General features: G+C 55.7%; 11 protein-coding genes. 6 read left to right on the forward strand and 5 right to left on the reverse strand.

Annotation, left to right across the window (positions count from 1 at the left end; all coding sequences use genetic code 11):
- Positions 1 to 45 precede the first annotated feature (45 nt).
- Positions 46 to 1794 (forward strand): glycoside hydrolase family 35 protein, encoded by a 1749-nt coding sequence (locus ACFQI7_RS19475; protein WP_218101378.1) that lies wholly within the window; start codon positions 46 to 48, stop codon positions 1792 to 1794.
- Between the two features lie 92 nt (positions 1795 to 1886).
- Positions 1887 to 3140: a Gfo/Idh/MocA family protein gene (locus tag ACFQI7_RS19480; protein WP_218101379.1), complete on the forward strand. Its 1254-nt coding sequence runs from the start codon at positions 1887 to 1889 to the stop codon at positions 3138 to 3140.
- A 157-nt stretch (positions 3141 to 3297) separates the two neighbouring features.
- On the opposite strand, the gene murA is transcribed toward ACFQI7_RS19480, so the two are convergent.
- A complete protein-coding gene (gene murA, locus ACFQI7_RS19485; protein ID WP_218101380.1) occupies positions 3298 to 4596 on the reverse strand; it encodes a UDP-N-acetylglucosamine 1-carboxyvinyltransferase in 1299 nt (432 codons plus the stop codon).
- Positions 4583 to 5395: a DeoR/GlpR family DNA-binding transcription regulator gene (locus tag ACFQI7_RS19490; protein WP_218101381.1), complete on the reverse strand. Its 813-nt coding sequence runs from the start codon at positions 5393 to 5395 to the stop codon at positions 4583 to 4585. Before ACFQI7_RS19490 ends, murA begins: the two co-directional genes overlap by 14 nt.
- A 277-nt stretch (positions 5396 to 5672) precedes the next feature.
- Between ACFQI7_RS19490 and ACFQI7_RS19495 the strand changes: the two genes are divergently transcribed.
- The gene (locus ACFQI7_RS19495) at positions 5673 to 6533 is read left to right on the forward strand and encodes an alpha/beta hydrolase (protein WP_218101382.1); all 861 of its coding nucleotides are present in this window, start codon (positions 5673 to 5675) and stop codon (positions 6531 to 6533) included.
- A 72-nt stretch (positions 6534 to 6605) separates the two neighbouring features.
- Here the strand turns inward: ACFQI7_RS19495 and ACFQI7_RS19500 are convergent, their stop codons facing one another.
- Positions 6606 to 7502 (reverse strand): YitT family protein, encoded by an 897-nt coding sequence (locus ACFQI7_RS19500; RefSeq protein WP_218101383.1) that lies wholly within the window; start codon positions 7500 to 7502, stop codon positions 6606 to 6608.
- Between the two features lie 53 nt (positions 7503 to 7555).
- A complete protein-coding gene (locus tag ACFQI7_RS19505) occupies positions 7556 to 7906 on the reverse strand; it encodes a hypothetical protein (RefSeq protein WP_218101384.1) in 351 nt (116 codons plus the stop codon).
- 181 nt (positions 7907 to 8087) lie between these two features.
- On the opposite strand from ACFQI7_RS19505, the gene ACFQI7_RS19510 reads away from it, so the two are divergent.
- Complete coding sequence (locus ACFQI7_RS19510) at positions 8088 to 9341, forward strand: alpha-L-fucosidase (protein ID WP_218101385.1); 1254 nt, start codon at positions 8088 to 8090, stop codon at positions 9339 to 9341.
- 171 nt (positions 9342 to 9512) lie between these two features.
- A complete protein-coding gene (locus tag ACFQI7_RS19515; RefSeq protein WP_218101386.1) occupies positions 9513 to 15557 on the forward strand; it encodes a golvesin C-terminal-like domain-containing protein in 6045 nt (2014 codons plus the stop codon).
- Between the two features lie 235 nt (positions 15558 to 15792).
- On the opposite strand, the gene ACFQI7_RS19520 is transcribed toward ACFQI7_RS19515, so the two are convergent.
- Entirely contained in the window at positions 15793 to 19776 is a 3984-nt protein-coding gene (locus ACFQI7_RS19520) for a discoidin domain-containing protein (RefSeq protein ID WP_218101387.1), read from the reverse strand.
- A gap of 512 nt (positions 19777 to 20288) precedes the next feature.
- Here ACFQI7_RS19520 and ACFQI7_RS19525 point away from each other — a divergent pair.
- Positions 20289 to 21629, forward strand: a complete 1341-nt coding sequence (locus ACFQI7_RS19525; protein ID WP_218101388.1) for an ABC transporter substrate-binding protein — start codon at positions 20289 to 20291, stop codon at positions 21627 to 21629.
- Positions 21630 to 21670 lie beyond the last annotated feature (41 nt).

Below are 21670 nucleotides of genomic sequence, written 5' to 3' on the forward strand. Positions count from 1 at the left end.
ATGATGGAGATGTGGCATTCATCTCACTTCATTGGAGGTTATCGGATGAGCAGATTGGAAGTTGCGGAAGGTCAGTTTCGCATTGGCGGCAAGCCGCTCCGGTTGATGTCCGGGGCGATGCATTATTTCCGGATCGTGCCCGAGTATTGGCGCGACCGGCTGTTGAAGCTGAAAGCTTGCGGTTTTAATACGGTGGAGACATATGTCGCCTGGAATGTGCACGAGCCGGCGGAAGGACAGTTTCATTTCACAGGGATGGCCGATGTCGTCCGCTTCGTAGAAACGGCCGGCGAGCTCGGGCTGCATGTCATTGTCCGGCCAAGCCCGTATATTTGTGCGGAATGGGAATTCGGCGGACTGCCGGCGTGGCTGCTCGGCTACCCGGATATTCGGCTGCGCTGCATGGACCCGGTGTTTCTGGAGAAAGTGGACGCTTATTACGATGTGCTCATCCCGCTGCTGAAGCCGCTGCTCAGCACCAGCGGAGGCCCGATTATCGCTGTGCAGATTGAGAATGAGTACGGCAGCTATGGCAACGATCAAGCTTATCTCGACTATTTGCGCCGTGGACTGCTGGCACGCGGCGTCGATGTGCTAATGTTTACGTCGGACGGTCCGACAGATGCGATGCTGCAAGGGGGCACTTTGCCGGATGTGCTCGCAACGGTCAACTTCGGTTCCCATCCGCAGGAGGCGTTCGAGAAATTCCGCGAGTACCGCAAGACGGAACCGCTGGTGTGCATGGAGTTCTGGAACGGCTGGTTCGATCACTGGATGAAGCCGCATCACACGAGGCCCGCCGAAGAAGTGGCCGATGTGTTCGAACGTATGCTGAGCGCGGGAGCTTCCGTTAACTTCTATATGTTTCACGGCGGGACGAACTTCGGATTCTACAACGGCGCCAATTATGGAAGCGCATACGAACCGACCGTGACGAGCTACGATTACGATGCGCCGTTATCCGAATCCGGCGATGTCACGGACAAATTCGTCGCGATTCGCAAGGTGCTCCAGCAACATGGGGAAATCGGCGACGCCGTGCTGCCGGAACCGCTGCCGAAACGAAGTTACGGCACGGTTCGCCTGACGGAGCGGGCGGAGCTGTTCTCCAGCTTGGCTGAGCTGTCGTCGCCCGTCGAGCGCGTATGCCCCGAACCGATGGAAAAGCTCGGGCAAAGCTACGGCTTCATCGTATACTCGACGACGGTGTCCGGGCCGCGCCTGGGCGAATCGCTGCATTTGCAGGAAGTGCACGACCGCGCCGTTGTATTTCTTGACGGCGCTTACGCCGGAACGGTCGAGCGTTGGGATCCGAAGCCGCTGAAGCTGGATATTCCGGCGGAAGGAGTGCGGCTCGACATTGTCGTGGAAAATATGGGCCGCATTAATTACGGGCCGCGGCTCAAAGACTTTAAGGGCATTACTGAAGGCGTCCGGCTGAACAATCAGTTTTTGTTCCATTGGACGATTCACCCGCTGCCGCTGGATAAGCTGGACGGTCTAAGCTACCGCCTGTATGAGGCGGACCATGTTCCAGCGGGACCGGCTTTCTACAGAGGCTCGCTGGAAGTGGAACAACCGGCCGATACGTTCGTCCGGCTGACCGGCTGGACGAAAGGGGTCGTCTGGGTGAACGGCTTCAATCTCGGGCGGTATTGGGAGCGGGGACCGCAAAAGACACTGTACTTGCCGGCACCGCTGCTGCGCCGGGGGAGCAACGAGATCGTCGTGTTCGAGCTGCACGGCGCGGACAAGCCGGAGATTGCGCTGGAAGACCGGCCCGATCTCGGATAAATTGCAGTGGAGGACAAGGGATCATTCCGCAACCGGTTGAATATATTTTTTATGAGAACAACGCTTGAACGATGCGAAAGGAGAAATGTCCGTTGAAGCAGCTTACGGCAATTTTGATCGGGGCGGGAGCGAGAGGCAATGCGTATGCGCCCTATGCGCTTGATTATCCGCATGAATTGAACATCGTCGCCGTTGCGGAACCGAATCCGGAACGGCTCGCGAAATTCGCCGAACGGCACCATATTCCGGCGGAGCGGCAGTATACGTCATGGGAAACGCTTCTCCAAGAGCCGCAGATGGCTGACATTGCGATCGTTACTACGCAGGACCGCGTGCATTATGAGCCGACGCTTCAAGCGCTGCAGCGCAAGTACCACGTCCTGCTGGAAAAACCGATGTCCCCGGAGCCGCGGGAATGCATCGAGATGGAACGCGCCGCCAAGGAGAACGGGAGGCTGCTCACGATATGCCACGTGCTGCGGTATACGCCGTTCTGGTCCGCGATCAAGCGTTTGATCACGGAAGGGCGAATCGGGGAGATCGTCTCGATTCAGCTGAACGAAAACGTCGGCTATTGGCACATCGCGCACAGCTTCGTCCGCGGCAATTGGAACAACTCCGACACGTCGAGCCCGATGATTCTCGCCAAATCGTGCCACGATATGGACGTGTTGTCCTGGCTGATGGATCAGCCTTGCGTACGCGTCAGCTCCTTCGGTTCGCTGATGCATTTTCATTCCGGCAACGCGCCGGAAGGTTCGTCGGACCGCTGTCTGACCTGTGCGGTGGAATCATCGTGCCCGTACTCCGCGCCGCGTTTCTACCTGGGCGAAGGGAAACATTGGGCGCGGCATTTTACCGAGGAGCTCACGCGGGAAAATATCGTGAAAGGCTTGCAGGAAACGGATTACGGCCGGTGCGTCTACAAGAGCGACAACAACGTGGTCGACCATCAGGTGGTCAATATGGAATTTGCGAGCGGCGCTACGGCGATGTTCAGCATGTGCGGATTTACCCGGCATCAGGAACGGCGCATTCAAATCATGGGTACCCGGGGAGAAATTCGCGGCGAGGCAGGAGCCATAAGGCTGATGGATTTCCTGACGCATGAAAATATCGAGATCCAAATTCCCAAGCCGACTTCAGGCCATGGAGGCGGCGACAGCGGCATCGTCCGCAGCTTCCTGCGGGAAGTGCGAAACTACAACGGGGAGGAGAGTTTAACTTCCGCGAGTGCATCGGTACGCAGCCACCTGATGGCGTTTGCAGCCGAGCAATCCCGGTTGAACGAAGGCCGATCGATTGCATTGGACGACTACTACAGGAAGTTGGCTGCGGCAACCTAGGACGCTACAGATGAAGTGCGTTTGTATCAACCGAAGCACCGACCATGGGGCTTGCTCCAGAAGGGGAGTACCGATTGAGCCGGTGCCATATTTAGTGCAAGAAGCCTCCCAATCCACTTTAATCGTGGGGCGGGAGGCTTCTTTGGCAGCTTCTCATTTAATTGCTCTGCCTAAGGTCCGTATCGGAAGTTCCGAGATCATCGGAATCGTACAGGCTGACGCTCGCGCCAAGCGACCGGAACGATCCGACGACATCTTCATACCCCCGCTCAATATGCTGCACTCCGGCGATCGTCGTCGTCCCTTCCGCCCTGAGCCCGGCAAGAATCAGGCAAATGCCCGCCCTGATATCCGAGGCATGGACGAGCGCGCCGTACAGCGGGCCGCCTCCTTTGATGCTGGCAACGCCGGAGCGCACCTTGATATCCGCGCCCATCCGCATAAGCTGGTAGGCGTGATTGAATCGGGCCGGGAAAATGCGCTCGCCGATAATGCTTTTGCCTTGCGCTTGGGTCAGCAGCGCGGTTAAGGGCTGCTGCAAATCGGTGGCAAAACCCGGATACATCGCCGTTCTTACCCTTGTCGCACGCAGCAAACCGGTGGAATGCGCGGTGATGGAATGCTCGTTCGATTCCACGTGCATGCCGATCTCACGCAGCTTGGCGATACAGGAGGAGAGATGCTCGGGGATGACATCCTCGACGGTAACCGAGCCGCCGGCAACGCCCGCCGCCATCAGGAACGCGCCGGCAATCAGGCGATCCGGTATGACGGTATACGTGCAGCCGTGAAGTGCCGAGACGCCCTCGATGCGGATCGTGTCGGTGCCCGCACCGGCAATTTTTGCACCCATTTGATTTAATAGATTGGCTGTGTCCGTCACTTCGGGATCGCGCGCCGCGTTCAGCAATACCGTCGTTCCTTTCGCCCGGACCGCAGCCAGCATGACATTGATGGTCGCGCCGCTTGTGATCGTATCGAAATAGACGGTGGCGCCTTTCAACTCCGCCGCTTCCACCGTGTAATAACGATCGAAGAACGCAAACGTCGCACCCATCATCTGCAACGCTTTAATATGCTGGTCCATCGGCCGGTGGACGAAATCGTCTCCTCCCGGGTAACCGACGGATACTTTGCCGAATTTGGCCAGCAGGGAGCCGATGAAATAATAAGCGGTCCGGAACGAGGACGATTTTGCAGGCTCCAGCGCTGCGCCGTGAATCGATCTCGGATCGACATGAACCGCGCCTTCGGCATCGCGTTCGGTCTTCAGTCCGATTTCACGGCCGATCTCGTAAATGGTTCTTAAATCGGCAATATCCGGTATGCCGAGCAGCGTCACCGGCTCATCCGCCAAGCATGCCGCCGCAAGCAGCGCGAGCGAGCTGTTTTTGGAGCCCGGTATTTTCACGCTGCCGTAAAGGGGGGAGGATCGTTCCACCTTAATCGCTCTCATGGTTAGCTCCTTCGTTCGAATGTTCTTCATCCGCAAAAATCACTTTGACATTTCGGCTTTCGAATTCACGTATCGCTTTTTCCGGCGCTCCCTGATCGGTAATCATGAGCCCGATCTGGTGAAGCGGGATGGACGTCGCGAACATCTTCACGCCGATTTTCTCGTGCGGCGCAAGGCAAATGGTGCGCCGCGAAGCTTCGGCGACCGCGCGGGTAAAGGCCGCCCCTTCCGGCGTAGCCGTGCTGACGCCGCATACGGAAATCCCGCCGCCGGTAACAAAGCCGATATCGAAATTGAACCTCCCGATCATTTCAAAGGCGATCGTATCGATGAGGTTGTCGGAAGAAGGCCGGAGCTTGCCGCCGACGAGATAAGCTTCCACATGCGGCCGGTTTCGAATCGATTCGGCGATGGCGAGGGAGTTCGTAACGACCGTAAACGGGATATCGTCCGGGAGATATTTCAGCATCCCGTAATGAATTCCGGCACCGCCGATAAAGACGGTATCATTCTCTTGAATATAGGAAGCAGCCAATTTGGAAATGCCGTTTTGATGGGGAGCTCCGTTCCCGTACCTTGTCGACGGCGGCTGCGCCAGCTTGCGCACCTTGGGCAGCGGAGTCAAAGGAATCGCGCCTCCGTACGTTTTTTGCAGCAATCCCTGGTCCTCCATGATGGTCAGGTCCCGGCGAATGGAATCAATCGAAAGCTGAAACAGGGCAGCCAAATCTTTGGCGACGACCCTTCGGTCTTTGTCCAGCAGCTCCAAGATATGCTGCCGGCGTTCCTCAGCGAGCATAACAAACCTCCGCACTTGGAATAATCATCCGTAATCTGCTACTATCCTATTCCGTATTGTTCATGATTGTCAATGATTTTATTCCGATTGTTTCATGGTTTTTAATCTTTGACTCCATCAAGATCGGCAAAAGCAGATGTTTTTCGGCGCCGGAACGTTCATTCTTTGAATTGTTTTCGCCATTGTGCAGGAAAACTTCCTTCTAATAGTGAATGTATGTAATGGTTCCATATTTTGCGTGTGCGAAAAATGAAAAAAAGATCAAGGAGGATTTGCGTTGAGTACGGTACATACTGATGTCAAGTACGGAAAGCATGAACGAAACGTGCTGGACGTTTACTTGGCGGACTCCGCTTCCGGAGAAAAGACGCCGGCGGTCATATTTCTTCACGGCGGCGGCTATATGAACGGGGATAAGAGCGCTGTGCGGTCCAGAGAGCTTTTTTCGATATGTATGGAGGCGGGCATTACCGTCATCTCCGGCAATTACCGGTTCATTTCGAGCGATCCGTTCCCGGCTCCGATGCAGGACGGCACGAGAATCATTCAGTTCGTACGATACATGGCGGAAGAATGGAATATTGACCCTGATAAAATCGCGGTCTCCGGCTCTTCAGCAGGTGCGCACATCGTCTTGTGGAACGGGATGAAGGGCGATTTGTCCCATCCGGAATCCAATGATCCGATCGAACGCTGCTCTTCGGCCGTGTCCGCCATCATTACGTTCGACGGGCAAGTGACGAAGGATCAGCATTTTTATAAGGAGCATTATTTGGGGGACAAGCTGCAGCCGAACATATGCCTGTACTACGGCATCGATCACCCCGACCGGCTGGAGGATCCCGACATTCGCAAGCTGTCCTACGAAGCGTCCGCAATCAATTTTGTGACGCCGGAGGCGCCGCCGGTGTTTACTTGGTTTAACATCGACTTCGGTCCGGTGCCGATTCCGGAGGATACGCCGATCTCGCAAGTCATTCATCATCCGCTTCACGGCTACACGTTGAAAAAAGTGATGGACAGCTACGGCCGGCCGTGTTTGTTCCGCCACGCGGGAGATCCGCTCAAGGATGGCGAGCTGCTGCAGTTTTTGAACGATTCATTCCGTCAGCAGGTTGGCGAAAGCGGAGGCAAGTAACGCTCTGCACCAACAAGAAGCCCCTTTACAGCTGCTATAGCGGCTATAAAGGGGCTTGATGTATTCATACAGCTAGTGTATGTCTTTCTTCTTGAACCGTCCGCCTTTGACGTCATGGATATTGCCGATGGCCAGAAACGCTCTGGGATCCAGCTCATCCACGATCGACTTCAGCTTCGCTTCCTCCAGGCGCGTAATCACGCTGAAAATGACTTTTTTATTGTCCCCGGTAAAGGCGCCTTCCCCGTTCAAATACGTTACGCCGCGGCCTAGCCGGTACGTGATCGCATCGCCGATTTTCTCATGCTCGTCGCTAATAATCCATACCGATTTGGACTGGTCCAATCCTTCGATCGTAATATCGATCATTTTGAAAGCAATGTAGTAAGCGATCAATGAGTACATGGCATGGTCCCAGCCGAACACGAAACCGGCGCTGCTAAGAATGAAAAAGTTGAAAAACATGACGATTTCGCCGACGGAAAACGGCGTCTTCTTGCTGAATACGATAGCGACGATTTCCGTGCCGTCGAGCGAGCCGCCCGCGCGGATGACAAGACCTACGCCGATCCCGAGAATGATGCCGCCGAATACGGCCGCGAGCAGCGGATCGATCGTGAGGGGTGCCACCTTATGCATCAGCGATGTCCCGATCGACATAATGACGACGGAGAACAGCGTCGATATCGCGAACGTTTTCCCGATTTGCTTGTAGCCGATCAGCAAAAACGGCAAGTTCAGCACGATGAGAAAAACGCCGAGCGGAAGATGGAGTAGATGCGATAAAATAATGGATATCCCTGTTATTCCGCCGTCAATAATGCGGTTTGGTACAAGAAATATTTCCAGACCGATCGAAAATAGAACCGATCCGGCGAGCATGATGAATGCGCGTTGTAAAAATTTGCTCCGGGTCACCTTCTGGTGCTGAGCCAATTGTTCGTTTTGCAAAGTGGCGTTGCTATTCATGGAAGTCCCTCTTTTCCAACTCAATCTTGATTTGTGGTTTCTGGACATGCTTCCTAAGAAACCACGTAGACCGAGGTGAATTTAAGAGGAGCGAGCATTCGCCTTTTCAATATTTCGCGCGCCCTGGAATGCAAGAAAAATATAAAAACGACATATAACGAAAGATAATATTTTTTATTATCGTATTCGTGCTGCAAGAGCGAAGGCTTTTGGACGTATACCGAAACTTTGGCCGGTACGGGCTCCGCATGCATGAAAGCCGGGGTATCGGCGGCTTGACCTAGTACGCTTTCCTCGAACGGGAAATGCTGCGATATGGGGGGAGTGAGCGGGAACAGGAAGAAGATGATCGTGATCCATACGAGAACGACCCAATGACGACGATGACGTGAAGCGTTATGCAAAGAGGAACCCTCCATTCGCGTGAAACCAAATGAATGTTTGCATTGTAGCACTTCACGAATGTCCAGTCAAACCTTCTGTGGGCGATTGCCGGCAAAAAGCTTCAATTGGCAATAGAGTGATTTTATGAGAGGGAGCATGAGGGGAAATAGCGTATCATTTTAATGGAAAGAGGGGATTTGCATGGCCGCGTTTCAGACCATAAAACCGACCGCAAGGCAGCTTGCTTATCAATCGTGGGAGTTCGGACTGTTTTTGCATTTCGGGCTACGCACGTTTTATGAAGGGTACCGCGACTTCGATCCAAGGCCGATGTCGCCTGAGGCTTTCCATCCCGAGAAGCTCGACTGCGAGCAGTGGATCGGCGCGGCCAAAGCGGCGGGCATGCAGTATGCGGTGCTGACTGCAAAGCATCACGACGGGTTTTCCAACTGGCCGTCGGCTTATTCGGATTTTACCGTGGCGCAATCTCCATGGGAAGAAGGCAAAGGCGACGTTATCCGGGAATTCGTGGACGCTTGCCGGAAGTACGATGTGAAGCCTGGTCTCTACTATTCGCCGTATGACGGTTCGGCCGGCTTCTATAATCAGGATGCGCAAGCTTATGACGATTACTTCGTGAATCAAATTACAGAGCTTTTGACCGGATACGGGACCATCGACGTTCTCTGGTTCGACGGGTGCGGTTCGGAAGGCCATGAATACGATTGGAAGCGGATTATCGGCGAAATTCGCAGGCTGCAGTCCGAAATTCTCATATTCAACATGGGCGATCCGGATTTCCGCTGGGTCGGTAACGAAGACGGCATCGCGCCCGTACCTTGCTGGAACGTAACCGATGCGACCGAGATATCCATCCTGACCGACGAGCGGGAGAGGCTGGAAGGCGGGCTGTGGCTGCCGGCGGAATGCGATGTGCAGATGCGCGCTAACTGGTTTTACAGCGACAGCGACGAGCATACGGTGAAAAGCGTGGAGGAACTGATGGGCATCTACTACAGTTCGGTTGGCCGAGGAGCAAACTTGCTGCTGAATATCGGCCCGGACCGGGAAGGCGTTCTTCCGGAAAAGGATACGCAGCGGCTGCTCGAATTCGGGAATGAAATTCGCCGCCGCTTTGGCAAACCGTTTGCCGCACTCGATCCGAGCGAATCTGAAAACGGTAGGTGGACGTATACGACGGCGGAACCGCAGCTGCTGGACCATGTCGTCATTCAGGAGGATTTGACGAACGGCGAGTGCGTGCGCCGCTTCAAGCTCACCGTCATCACCGCCAAATCCCGCCGTCCGTTTACCGTTTATGAAGGTACGAACATAGGCCATAAGGCGATTGTACGTCTGCCCGCCATGAAAGTCCGCGGGGTCATGCTCGAGGTAACGGAGAGCGTCGGCGTCCCGGCGATCCGCAGTCTTTCGTTCCATTACGTTGGGCGTTAGTAATTAAAAGAGGAAAAGGAAGATATGCTTTTTCAAATTGAAGGCATGTCATCGAAAAATCGGTTCTTTTAGAATATAGCTATCCCCGGTGATAGCGCTTACTTTTGCGATTGCATCCGATGGGGAAATTTCGGATTCGTTCGAATCTACTACCGAAAGGATGTGTAACCGATGAATCGGAGCAAAAAGGCTGTTGCCGGGCTGTTAGTGTGGTGTCTGGTGCTGTATTTGCTCGCGCCGCTCGACTTTGAGCGCGCGGCGCATGCCGCAGGCGATGTGATCGTCATCGATAACGGCGACCCCGGGTATGCCGAGTTTAACGTGGCGCCTACCGGAAGCTGGGCCGTAAGCTCGCTGAACGGCGCATCGCCGAGCGGAGGGTCGCGGATTGCGACAGGGCAAGGAAACTATGCGACATGGACGCCGCAATTGACGGCGGGAAGCTACAGGGTGTTGGTGTATAAAATCGTGCGGCCCACGGCGTCGACCGGCGATCCGGCCGTGAAAATCGATGTCGTGCACAGCGGCACGACCGATACGCAAACCCATAATTACGCGCAAGGGACATCGGGCTGGATCGATTTGGGCGTATTCGCTTTTGCGGGCACGGGCGGGGAGTTTGTAAAAGCGACCCGGGTTACCGCTAACGGCAACGGCATCTACACGCATGCGGACGCCGTGAAGTTCGAGCGGATTGCCGTTAGCGCCAATGCGGATTTGGCGGAGCTGAGTCTAAATACAGGGCCGCTCACGCCTTCGTTCTCACCGACGGTGACGTCCTACACGTATACCGTATCGCAGGAGACGGCCTCGGTTCAGCTGACGGCCAGAGCGGCCGACGCCGCTGCGTCCGTGAAGGTGAACGGTACGGCGGCGGTTGGCGGGGTACCTGTAACCGTTCCCGTACAAGTCGGGCAAACGGCGATCGGCGTCACGGTGACGTCGTCGGACGGATCGGCGACGAGATCATACGCGATCAGCGTCACAAGGCCGGCTCCGGTATCCGGCAACGCGTCGCTGAGCGGGCTTGCCTTGAGCGCCGGGGAGCTGACGCCGACGTTTGCGCCGGATACGCTCGCTTACTCGGCTTCGGTGCCGCTGGAGAAAGACAGCGTGATCGTCACGCCGACCGCCGGCGATCCGGGCGCACACATTACCGTGAACGGCACGGCTGTAATGAGCGGCACCGATTCCGCGCCGTTACCGCTGCAGGTCGGCTACAATGCCGTGAACGTCAAGGTGACGGCGCAGGACGGCAGCACAAGCCGGGATTACGCCGTTACCGTTACTCGGCAAACGTACAATACGTATATCCTTGATCATGGGGACCCGGGCTATGCAGAGAGCGGCACATGGAGCTCTTCCACTACGGTCAAAGGCTACGCGAACAGCGCCAGCCGCTATACGACCGTTGTGAACTCATCGATTACATGGCGACCGAACGTAACGGCGGGCCAAGTAAAAGTTTCCTATTATAAAGTGAATTGGCCGGACAAAGCCGACCCGAGAGTAAAGGTCGACATCGTTCATAACGGAAAGACGGACACGGTGTACGTCGATTTGACTCCCGCAACCTCGGGCTGGGTCGAGCTTGGGGAGTACGACTTCGCCGGCGAAGGAAGCGAATACGTGAAGCTGACGCGCATCAGCGCAAGCGGCAGCGTGATTTATACGCGGGCGGACGCGGTCAAGTTCGAGGGGGCCGTCAGCCGCAAGCCGCAGACGGACGTTCCGCTTCGCAGCCGTACGCTTGACGGGCTCGCTTACGCGGAGAAAGCGACGCTGCAAAATGCCGACTACAAAGTCGTCTTTCACGAAGCGGCGTGGAATCAAGGCGGCACCGTCGTCCGCGACGTATACGTACGGACGGACAGCGGCTTGACGCTGCTCAACACGCCGCAGGAGCGGCTGCACGAGCAGTGGGTCGTATTGACGGGAACGGGCGGCTCCCGCAGCAATTATTACGAGACGATGACACCGGACTGGGTGACGTTTAACGAATTCTCGCAACTTGATGCGAATACCGTGCAGCTGCGGGATACGCGCAATCCGGACAAATACACGCTCAAGGTGACATGGAGCTTGGCCAAGGCAAAGCCTGAAGTGACCTACGAGTTGACGCCGGGGCGCGACGGCGATTATATCGTCGGGTACCAGTCGTTTACGTCGGAAGACGAATCGGCCGTTCAAGAGGTGCTGAGCGGCGCGCGCAACCACGCCAAAATGACCGGCAACGTCGAATCGACCGGGCTGTACGAGTTGACCTCGCCGATGGCGCTGGTGGAGAAGCCGATCGAAGGCGCTTCGTACACGTACGGCATCTATATACCGGCGGCGCAGCTTCCGCTCGAATTCGAGCCGGTCGGGGCGACGAATCAGCGGCTCGGCATGAGCCTCATCAACAACGAAGGCAAAGTACAGCCGATACTGTACGCGCCGCAGCTCGGCACCAAGTCGAAGCTGAAGGCCGGCATACCTTACTCGTTCACGCTCGGGCTGACGGCTTCCAAGACGTCGACCTATGAAGCTTACCGCACGCTGCTTCGTGACGAATACGGCTACACCGCTTACCGCCAAAACGTGCAGGGGCGATCGCTCACCGACGCGGTCTTCAACATGATCGATCTGCTCAAAATCGATCCGCCTGAAGACGACTCCGTGAGGTACGTACCGAACCTGAGCGGATGGTGGAGCCGTGCCAAAGGCTTTATCGACATCGAAAATAACAATTCGATCCGAACGACCGCCAGCTCGATTATGCTGGGCGCGTATTATTTGACGACGGACAGTGAATTGTATGACAAAAGAGCCCTGCCGATGCTGGAGCACGGCGTTTCCCGCAATGAGCGCGGATGGTCGCCTACGAAAGATCCGGTGTACGGCAACGAATCGTTATGGAAAATGAACGCGGTACCGTTCGACGTGACGACGATATCCACGTTTTACGACATGCTGCGCGGCCAAAACGGAGGGCTGTATAAGCTCGGCCAGCAAGAGTACACGTTCCGCGATCCGGATCAATATGCGCGCGGGCCGGTGATTCAGCCGCTCATGATGTACCGGATGACGGGGGAAACGCGTTATTTGGACGCGGCCAAGACGGCGGCGGACAGCTACATCGCCAAAGAGATCGATACGCCGTATTCCGGTTCCTTCAATATGAACAGCTTTTTTTACCAATACGGCAAGCTTTGGATGGAAATTTTGGAGCTGTACGAGGAAACGAAAGAACCGAAATATTTGAACGCGGCCTACAAGGAAGCGAAGCGCTATGCGACGATTTTCGTGACAAGGCCTGTTCCCGGAGGCACAGTGTCCGTACCGCAGCCGAATCCGTTCCGGTACAACCTTGCGAACAATTGGGATGCGGAGTCGAAGCTGCAGTACGAGCGGACGAAGCTGCCGGAGGAGCTGGAGGGCGGACGGACAGCGCAGAGCTGGGTCGTATCGCCGACGGGGCTGACGTTCGAAGCGGGGCAGACGTCGTCTGCGTACCGGATGAACGCCCAGGAAGCGCCTTTCCTGATGCGGCTGTCGGCTTACACCGGCGACAAGCTGCTCGGCGATATCGCCCATAACGCGGTGATCGGCCGGTTCACGAACTACCCGGGCTATTATTACCGGGGCTTCAGCACGACGATTATGGAGCCGGACTTCCCGCTGCGCGGACCGACGGAAGCGAGCTCGATTTACTATCATCACGCCCCCGGGCAGCTCGGCCAGGCGATGGACTATTTGATCACGGAGCAGATGACCCGCTCCGGCTTCAACATCGATTTTCCGTCGGTATTCGAAACGGATTTCTTGTGGTTCAAATATCACGTATACGGCAGCAAGCCGGGTACATTTTACGGAAACGACAACGTCTGGTTGTGGATGCCCAAAGGCGTCATGACGACGGACAACAGCCAGATCAACTGGGTGACCGCGGAAAGCGGCAATAAGTTTTACATCAGTCTGACGAACGAATCGCAGCAAAGCGAGAACGTGACGCTCAGCCTGAACGCCGGCCTCATCGGACTGGATCCGGCAAGGACGTATCCGGTGACGATCATCAAGGACAGCGGCCAACCGGAGACGACGACGATGACGGGAGGGCATATCGCCACGACCGTATCGGCACGCGGCATTACGGCTATTATCGTGGACGGCGTCAACATCAGTGTCCCGCTTCACCAGGTGTCCGTTCAGGAGGATACATCGGACGCCGGCTATTTCTTCGATACGTACAGTGCGGTGGGAGCCGTCAAAGGGATGCTGATCGTGAAGCCGGATCAAAGCTCGTATAACGCTTACGTGCAGGCTAGCACCATCGATCCGTCGACGCTCCACTATTCGACGGACGGCGGAGCAACGTATACGGCCGTTCCGGATGCAATCTATCCGATGGAATGGTCGATCCGCGTGCCGGATACGAGCAAGACCTTTACGTATTACGTCGAGGTTAACGGGAAGCAGACGAATAAGCGGACGCTTTACTTGCCGGGCCGGGTCGGGCAAGTGCCGCAGCAGCCTCCGGTCCAGAACGTCCCGGTCTCGATTATCATCGATAACCAGGACGCGGAAGTAACCGGCGCATGGGCGAAGAACACGACCGGTGACGATTACTACTTTGACAATTACGCCGAGGCGAAGACAGCCGGGGGAGCCGGCAACCGCATCGTGTGGAGACCTGCCGTTCCGGAGAACGGAACGTACCAAGTGTATTACAAGCTGCCGAAAGGCCAGACCTCGTGGTCTTCCGCCGCCCAATATACAGTTCATTACGCCGGCGGCGAGCAAACGTACCCGGTGGATCAACGATCGTCGGGCGGCGAGTGGACGCTGCTCGGAACGCATCCGTTCCAGGCCGGAACGGGAGGCAACGTCGAATTGACTGCGGCCGCCGCAGGCCAGCTCGTCGCCGCCGACGCGGTCATGCTGGTGAATACGAACGTCGTGCCCCAGTGGGATCACGCTCTGATCGCTTCCAACGAGCCGGTGCTGGAGCGGAATATGAGCGCGCAGCTAACGGTAACGGGCTACTATAACACAGGGGTTCGAGGGGACATAAGCGGTACGGAAATCCGTTATTACAGCAACCGTCCGGACCTCGTAGCGATTGACGGTACCGGCAAAATTACGCTTCATACGTACGAGCCGGGGACGAACGAAATCGAGGTTTGGGCCGAGGCGGTCGTGGGCGGCGTAACGTTGACCACGCCGAGGCGCACGATCGAGGTGAAGGAGTTTGTGCAGACGCTCGACTTTATGAGCCCGGGCTATAGCGAAACGGGCGTTTGGAAGCAGAGCAGTCTGTCCGGCTTTTTCAAGCACGGCTCGCGGTACAGCGAAGAACAAGGAGCGGCCGCGACCTGGACGCCGGTACTCCATCCGGGACATTATCAAGTATCCGTCTACCGCATCGTGCGGGCGAGTGGTCCCGACCCGAACGTGCAGCTGGAAATTCGCCATAACGGCGTCACGGACGTGACCTATCGGGACTGGAGCCAAGGCGTGACCGGATGGGTGCCGCTTGGCGTGTTCGAATTCAGCGGCGACGGCACCGAGTACGTACGGCTGACGCGGGTCACCGAAACGACGGACGGCGTGATCTATACCCAGGCGGATGCCGTGAGGTTCGAAGGCTATTCGCAGTCGGCTGTGAATTCGGTTACGTTAAGCGGACCGCCCGAATTGCAGGCCGGCGGCCCGGCCGAGACGGTTCGCGTCGAAGCGGCTTATACCGACGGACGTACGGCCGACATTACGGGAACGGCGACCCTCAGCAGCAGCTCGCCGGAAGTCGCATCGATTACGGCGGCGGGACACATCACGCCTCTTTCCGCCGGATCGACGATGTTGAAGGCGGCCTACGGCGGCAAGGAATCATCGTATTCCTTGTCAGTCCTTCCGGCGCCGCCAGCCGAACCTGCGCTCTTGTCGCTCGAGCTTGTGGTGCCGAAGCGGATGAATACGCGCGCCGTCACCCGCGAGGTTCTCGTCATCGCGCGTTATGCCGACGGCACCTCGGGCGGAGTGACCGCACACTCCGCGCTCGCCAGCAGCAACCCGGCCGTCGCGTCCGTATCGCCCGGCGGCGAACTGCGCGCGGAAGCTCGGGGGACGGCGCGGATCAGCGCTTCGTTCGGCGGGAAGACGGCCGAGCAAGTGCTGACCGTCGTCGGGCCTCCGGAGGAGGAGGGCGTTCCCGGCAAGGAAAAGCCGAAGCCATAGCAGGGCGGACGGAGCATAACGGTTTTCCGGCGCAAAGATCTGCATGAAAAAAAACGGAGCTTCTGCAATGCTGCAGTCGCTCCGTTTTTTTTCATTGCGCATTATACACCTGTTTGAAGTCCTTAAGACAATCTGACACGGCTCTGATGAGGTCTCATGAAGCAACGTCCCGGCCGGAAATCCGATGCGCTTCCGGCAGATGCCTGCCGCCTAGGCAGAAAAGATGCTTACGAATTTACGGCTGCCCGGAAAGCCGGTTCGCGTCCCGGAGCAGGACGTCGGCCGCCTGCTCGGCAATATGCTTCCCGCGTTGCGCCTCTACTTCGCCAGCGAAGCTGTTCCATTGGCCGTTCTCCAGCTTCTTCTGCAAGCTGACCGAAATGCCTCCGTTATCAATCCAGCCATTTGCCGTGAACCGGGCGACCAGCTCCTGCAGTGAAACGCGACTCGTTTCGACCGTAAACGGAACAGCAACGCTCCGGGTATTGCCCGCCAAATCCGCAGCCGATACGTTCAGCGTATGCGGGCCCAGCGGCAAAGTATAAAGCGGGATGAGCGCTCCCGGCTGAACGGGTTTGCCGTCCAGCGTAACGACCGTTTTACCGGCGTCCGGTCCGGATACGGTATCCTCGATAGTGAGCTGGATGGTCAAATCCTTGGAGTCGGCGTAGCTTCCGTTTTCCACGGGTTGCGCAGACCTGATGACGGGCCCGGTCGCGTCGCGCCGGATGTCGATGGTCTGTTCCTCCTCCGCGTTACCTTCCGCATCTTGAGAGTAATAATGGAAAGTGAATGACCCATCCCGGGTGATGGCGACAGGGCCGGTATACGGGATCCAGCCGCTGCCCGGATCATACGTAGACTGAGTAACGGATGGAGCCGCATAGGTCGCATCCGTAACCGTCAGCTTGTAATAGGTCGAAGCGGTTACGGTGGAATTGTCGGAAGCTTGAAGCTTCACGGTTACCGTGTCCGTATACCAGCCGTTCCGCTGCGTCCCTTCCAAGGTCGCTGTCGTTACCGGCGGCACGACATCTTTCACCTTGCTGAAATCGATCCGGAAGGTCGGCACATTTTCGAACGTCCGCTTCGGTCTAAGCAGCTCCGACGTTTTACCGTCCTTGATCGATAACGTATGATCCGACGCCATCACGATATAGGTCAGCCCTCCGCGCCGTTCCACGCGGTCGATCTGGAACATTTCACTCATCCCTTGCTGCTCTTTGATCCCGGACGGGTACGTGCCGTTGCTGTTAGGAACGACCTTGTACATGCCGAAATTCAGCGACATCCATTTTCCTTTCAATGCATCTCCTTCGGGGAGCGGCGCCGGCGTGATCAACGCGTCGACGTCTGCTCCTTCCGCTTTGCGCACGGCGCCTGTAATGGTTCCGCTGTAGGCTGGAGTCTCCATCGACAGCGTGTCGCCACCATAGCGGAAGCTGCTTCCCGCAATCAGATACGGCGTCGAAGCGCCGCCGCTTCGCTTAGATGCGATGCCGATGCGGCCATTCAGCGCGTAGCCGTCCCCAGCGGTGGCAAACGGCCGATCCGCCGCCGTGCTTCCGGTAATACCGACTGCGTTCAAATTGACGAGAACGACATCTTCCCGCCCGTCCTTAAATTTGACGGAAAGTGCCAAATGCTCCGGATTGTTCTCCTGCAGCGGAAGCTTCTCTATGCTTGCGATAGCCGATTCGTCGTTCAGCGGCTCAATGACGCTGACGAACAAGCTGTCCAGCTTGGCGGCAGGAACGTTCGGAACAGCAGAGCCGTTGTAAATTTCAAATTCAAAGATAGTCGGCGTGTTCGAGGCCTCAGCCATGAGCAATCGGACATATCTTGCCGTGAAGGTTCCATCTAACTCAACGTTCGTCACCGTATTGGTCGTCCCGGACGATTTGGTGCCGGTCTTGGCATCGTTCCACGATACTCCATCGTTGGAATACTGAATTTTATAGCCGGTGATCCTGCTTTGATACTCGCGGATCGTCACCTTGTTAAAGGCTTGAGGCTGCCCCAAATCCACCGTAAGCCATTGGTTGCCGGAGGTGCCGCTTGCGGCGCTCCAACGCGTTCCTTCGTCGCCGTCGACCGCTTTGTCCGCTGAATAACTGGCACTCCATGTACTGCTAGCCGTCACCGTCTTGCCTTGCGCAAGATTGGAGCTGCTGTTACTTTGCTCCTCTGCGCCTCTTTTGACGATTAACGAAGGGCGCCAATATTCGTAAATATTGTCGGAAGTCGCGGATGTGCGCGTGGAATAAGGACTTTTGCCAAGGTACACCTGGTTCGTGCCGTCATCGACCATCAAAATGCGCGTTCCGAGCGCGCCGCCATTCGCATCGCGGTAGGTGACGTCCCAGTTGCCCGGAGATTTGGCCGTGCTCACCTCGCGAAACATCCCGTACCAGTTGCGGTTATCCGATTCTTTGACCGGATCGGTCCACGTCACGTTATCCGGAAGAAGCGGGTAGGGCTTTTCAATTTTTTGCAGCGGAAATCCGGCTTGAGCCGTTTCATCGAACTGCGTAGAGCCGTGTAAAAAGTATTCATGCGTGCTGCCGCCCGTCACTTTGAACAAATCGATCAAGTAAGGATGTGCGGGATCGATCGTATTGAGGATGTTCATGCGCTGGTACCGGTCTACTTTTCCCGGATACGGCAACTTGCTGTATACTTCGGAGGCCTCAATGCCGTTCAACCCGGGTTCGTACAAAGAAACAATCCCTTGAGTGAATAAGTGGCCTGTGTTGCCTGCGCCTTGGTCGTTGCCGCGGAATTGATTGGCGCCGTCTACGACGACCGTGTTGTCGGCAAGCGTGCTTCTCGTAAAGTTGCGGGCCGCATTCCGCGAATAGCGGATGCCTCCCAGCAGCTCCTTCCCGAAGCCGAACAACGCGGTTGACAAGACGTTCGGATGGACGTGATTCGCTTTGTCGTTAAAATGAAGGTTGAGCTGGGTTTGCTGTTCGCCCGCGCCGTCTCCGAGCATGATGTGGCCGTAGGCCGGCAATATTTGTGAATGGGTTTCCGTTCTTTTGGAGGCTCCGCCTTTCGTCGTATCGTCGAACGGCGGCAAATCGCCGTCCGGGAACGCCATCGTTTTTTGCGCTTCCTTCGCTTTGGCAAGGAAGGCGAGGTGCGATTTGATTTTTTGTTCCAGCCCTCTAAGGAAATCGGTATCCGCTTGGTAAACTTGGAAGTAGTAGTTTACTTGAACGGCGATGCCGTAGTTCGTGTTCGCGTAGCCGCTGTGATAGGAGAACGATTCCGGAAACATGCCGTCCCGCTTGAAATTGTCGCCTACCGTAATGTCCAAGTATTGATCCAGCCACTCCATATATTCCGGTTTTTTGGTCAACACGGCCACCTTCGCGATCGCATCCACCGCGCCGGAAAGATTCGTAACCGTATGAACCTTCATGGACTGGTAGTTAATGAGCCACTCGGTAATATTCAGGAACAGGTCGTTCTGAATATGCTCCCTGACGTTATACCCCTTTTCCTGCGAGAGTTGGATGAGAGCCTGGCTGTTGTAAATCCGGTCGAAAGCATAAATTTCGCCGGAATGCATCTCATGGGCGACGCCGTTATGATCGCTTACTCGCTGAATGTCGGTGTTGTAATAGTCGGCAATGTTGTCGGCGCTAATCAAGGTTGCATTATTTTTGCCCGTCATGAAAAAATCAGGTACCGCCGTCGCCCAGGCGTCGAGAGCCATCGCCACGCGGCGCGCGTATTTTTCGTCGCCGGTCACCAAGTAAGCGGTTGCAATAACGGGGAGATTGCGCATCATGAAGTTTGTTTTTTCGTAGTCGATTCTTGTCTGCACGTACCACTGTTTCCCGCCGTATTCGATATAGGCTACATCAACGGTTTTTCCGCTCATGACCTTAATTTGCTTGTATTTGTAAGGGTATTCGTCGCTTGGCAGCACGAGCCCCTTCTGCGTCATGATGTGATCGGGGTCGGCCGGATTCCACACCCAGCTGTCGTTATCGCTGCCGTCCGGGGCGCTGAACCCATCGGTTCGCGGCGACTGCTTTGGCACAAGACCGAGCCATTGTGCTTCCGAGTAAGTTGCAAGGAGCACATCCGCCTTGGCGACGGCCGTTTGTTTCTCCGACTCGCTCGGCGGGAAATAGGGGCGTTCTATCGCGGCGGGGGAAACCGGCGGTTCCTCTCCCGCTGCCGATACGGACGACGCAGGAATCAAACCGGGTCCCCCTGCATGGAACAATAATTGTAGTAATAAAGCCGCTGCCGTCACTTGGGACCATAACTTTCGATGGTTTCGCATGGGATTGTCACTCCTTTTGAAATGGGTTATTGGAATGTTGGAGACCCTTCGCTCCCGCATTCCCGTTCCTGCCTCCAAGAATCACCCCTTTCAAGAAATTCGATGAGTCGGAAATAATTTCATGCAGAACGTATCGTACCATTGCATAACGCGGATCAACATGTTCGTGCTTAACTTTTATTAAAAGAAAATTAACTTGTTCGAAGCGAAATCGGCCATGTCTTTATAAAAAAACGTTGAAATAATGAGGAGTGGGCTTTAAAATTAAAATATACAAGAACAAAGTTCTTTATTTCAGAACATCACTTTATGAATATACAAGAACTTTGTTCTGTAATTAAGAACAAACGGAAGGGGCGATGTAACCGGGATTCGAATCATTTATGGGCAACGGCATTAACATACATACACAAGGGGAGGGTATATCCATGGTTGTTGCGTTCACGGGTTACAAGAAAGCTGCAATGCTTGCGTCTCTTACCGTTCTGATTGGCGCATCCGCAGGATGCTCCGGAGGGAGCGGGACGAATGGGCCGGCGAATCCGGGGAGCAGTGCCAAGGAGGCTGCGCCGCCGTCGAATGAACCGGTGGAAATTACGATCCGTACCGGTACGGCGGACGAAGAGTTCAACCGTACCGTCAGGGAGCCTTTAAAAAAGAAATTTCCGAACGTGACCATAACCAAAGTCGGCTATGATCAAAAACTTCAGGAATTGATCGCCGCAAATAAACTTCCGGACATGATGCAACAGGCTTATACGAACATGGACGAGATTATCGACATCGATTACGCGATGAATCTGGATGAGATGGTCAAAAAATACAATGTCGATTTGAACCGGTTCAATCCGGATATTGTGAAGGTCATTCGGTCCGCTTCCGTCGGCAAAAACGAGCTGCTGCTCTATCCGTTTCTCGTACAGCCTTTCGTACTGCACTATAATAAAGGGATTTTCGATAAATTCGGAGTGGAATATCCGAAGGCGGGCAACACGTGGGACGATTTGATCGAGCTGTCCAAAAAGCTGTCCCGATCGCAGGACGGTGTCAATTACCGCGGACTGGATGCCGGCCTCAGCGTCAACCGGATGCAACTGCAGCTTTCCCTGCCTTACGTCGACGCCAAAACAGGCAAGTCGCTCGTCGGGTCCCACCCGGGCTGGACGAGATTTTTCCAGACGTACCAGGCCGTCTACAGCGTACCGGGCAACTTCCCCGAAGGCGCAAAATACGGCGACGGCAGCAAGGCGTTTCTGGAAACGAAAAATCTGGCCATGTACCCTCACATCGTTTTCCTGATGAACGCCCCGTATGAGAAGGCGGCAAAAGAGGGACTGAGCATGGGGATTACGACTTACCCGTCCTTCAAAGATAAACCGGGGGTCGGCAGCGGACTGTTCGGGGGCGGCTGGGCGATCTCGAAGCAGACGAAGCATAAGGATTTGGCGTTCCAGATGGCGATGCACTTGGCTTCGGATGAGGTACAGACGGAGCTGGCCAAAATCGGCGTCGTCACCCCGCTGAAAAATCCGGAAGTGCAAAAGAAGCTGTACGAAGGATATGAGTTTGCCAAGGGTATGGATTTGAGCGTCATCTTCAAAACGACCGTCGCTCCGCCGTACGAAAAAACGAAGTATGACGGCAAAGCGCAGCCAATCGTAAATTCGAGCGTGCAAAACGTGTTCAAGAGCGGAGCCGATATCAATACGATCATGCGCGAGATCGATGAGAAGATCAACAAAATGGTGGAAGAAGAAAAGAAAAAATAGCTACGCAGCTCGTGCAAACAGCTGCGCACGGAGGGTTGTAA

The organism is Paenibacillus allorhizosphaerae (assembly GCF_042659105.1).
In the GTDB taxonomy this organism is placed as follows: Bacteria; Bacillota; Bacilli; order Paenibacillales; family NBRC-103111; genus Paenibacillus_G; species Paenibacillus_G allorhizosphaerae.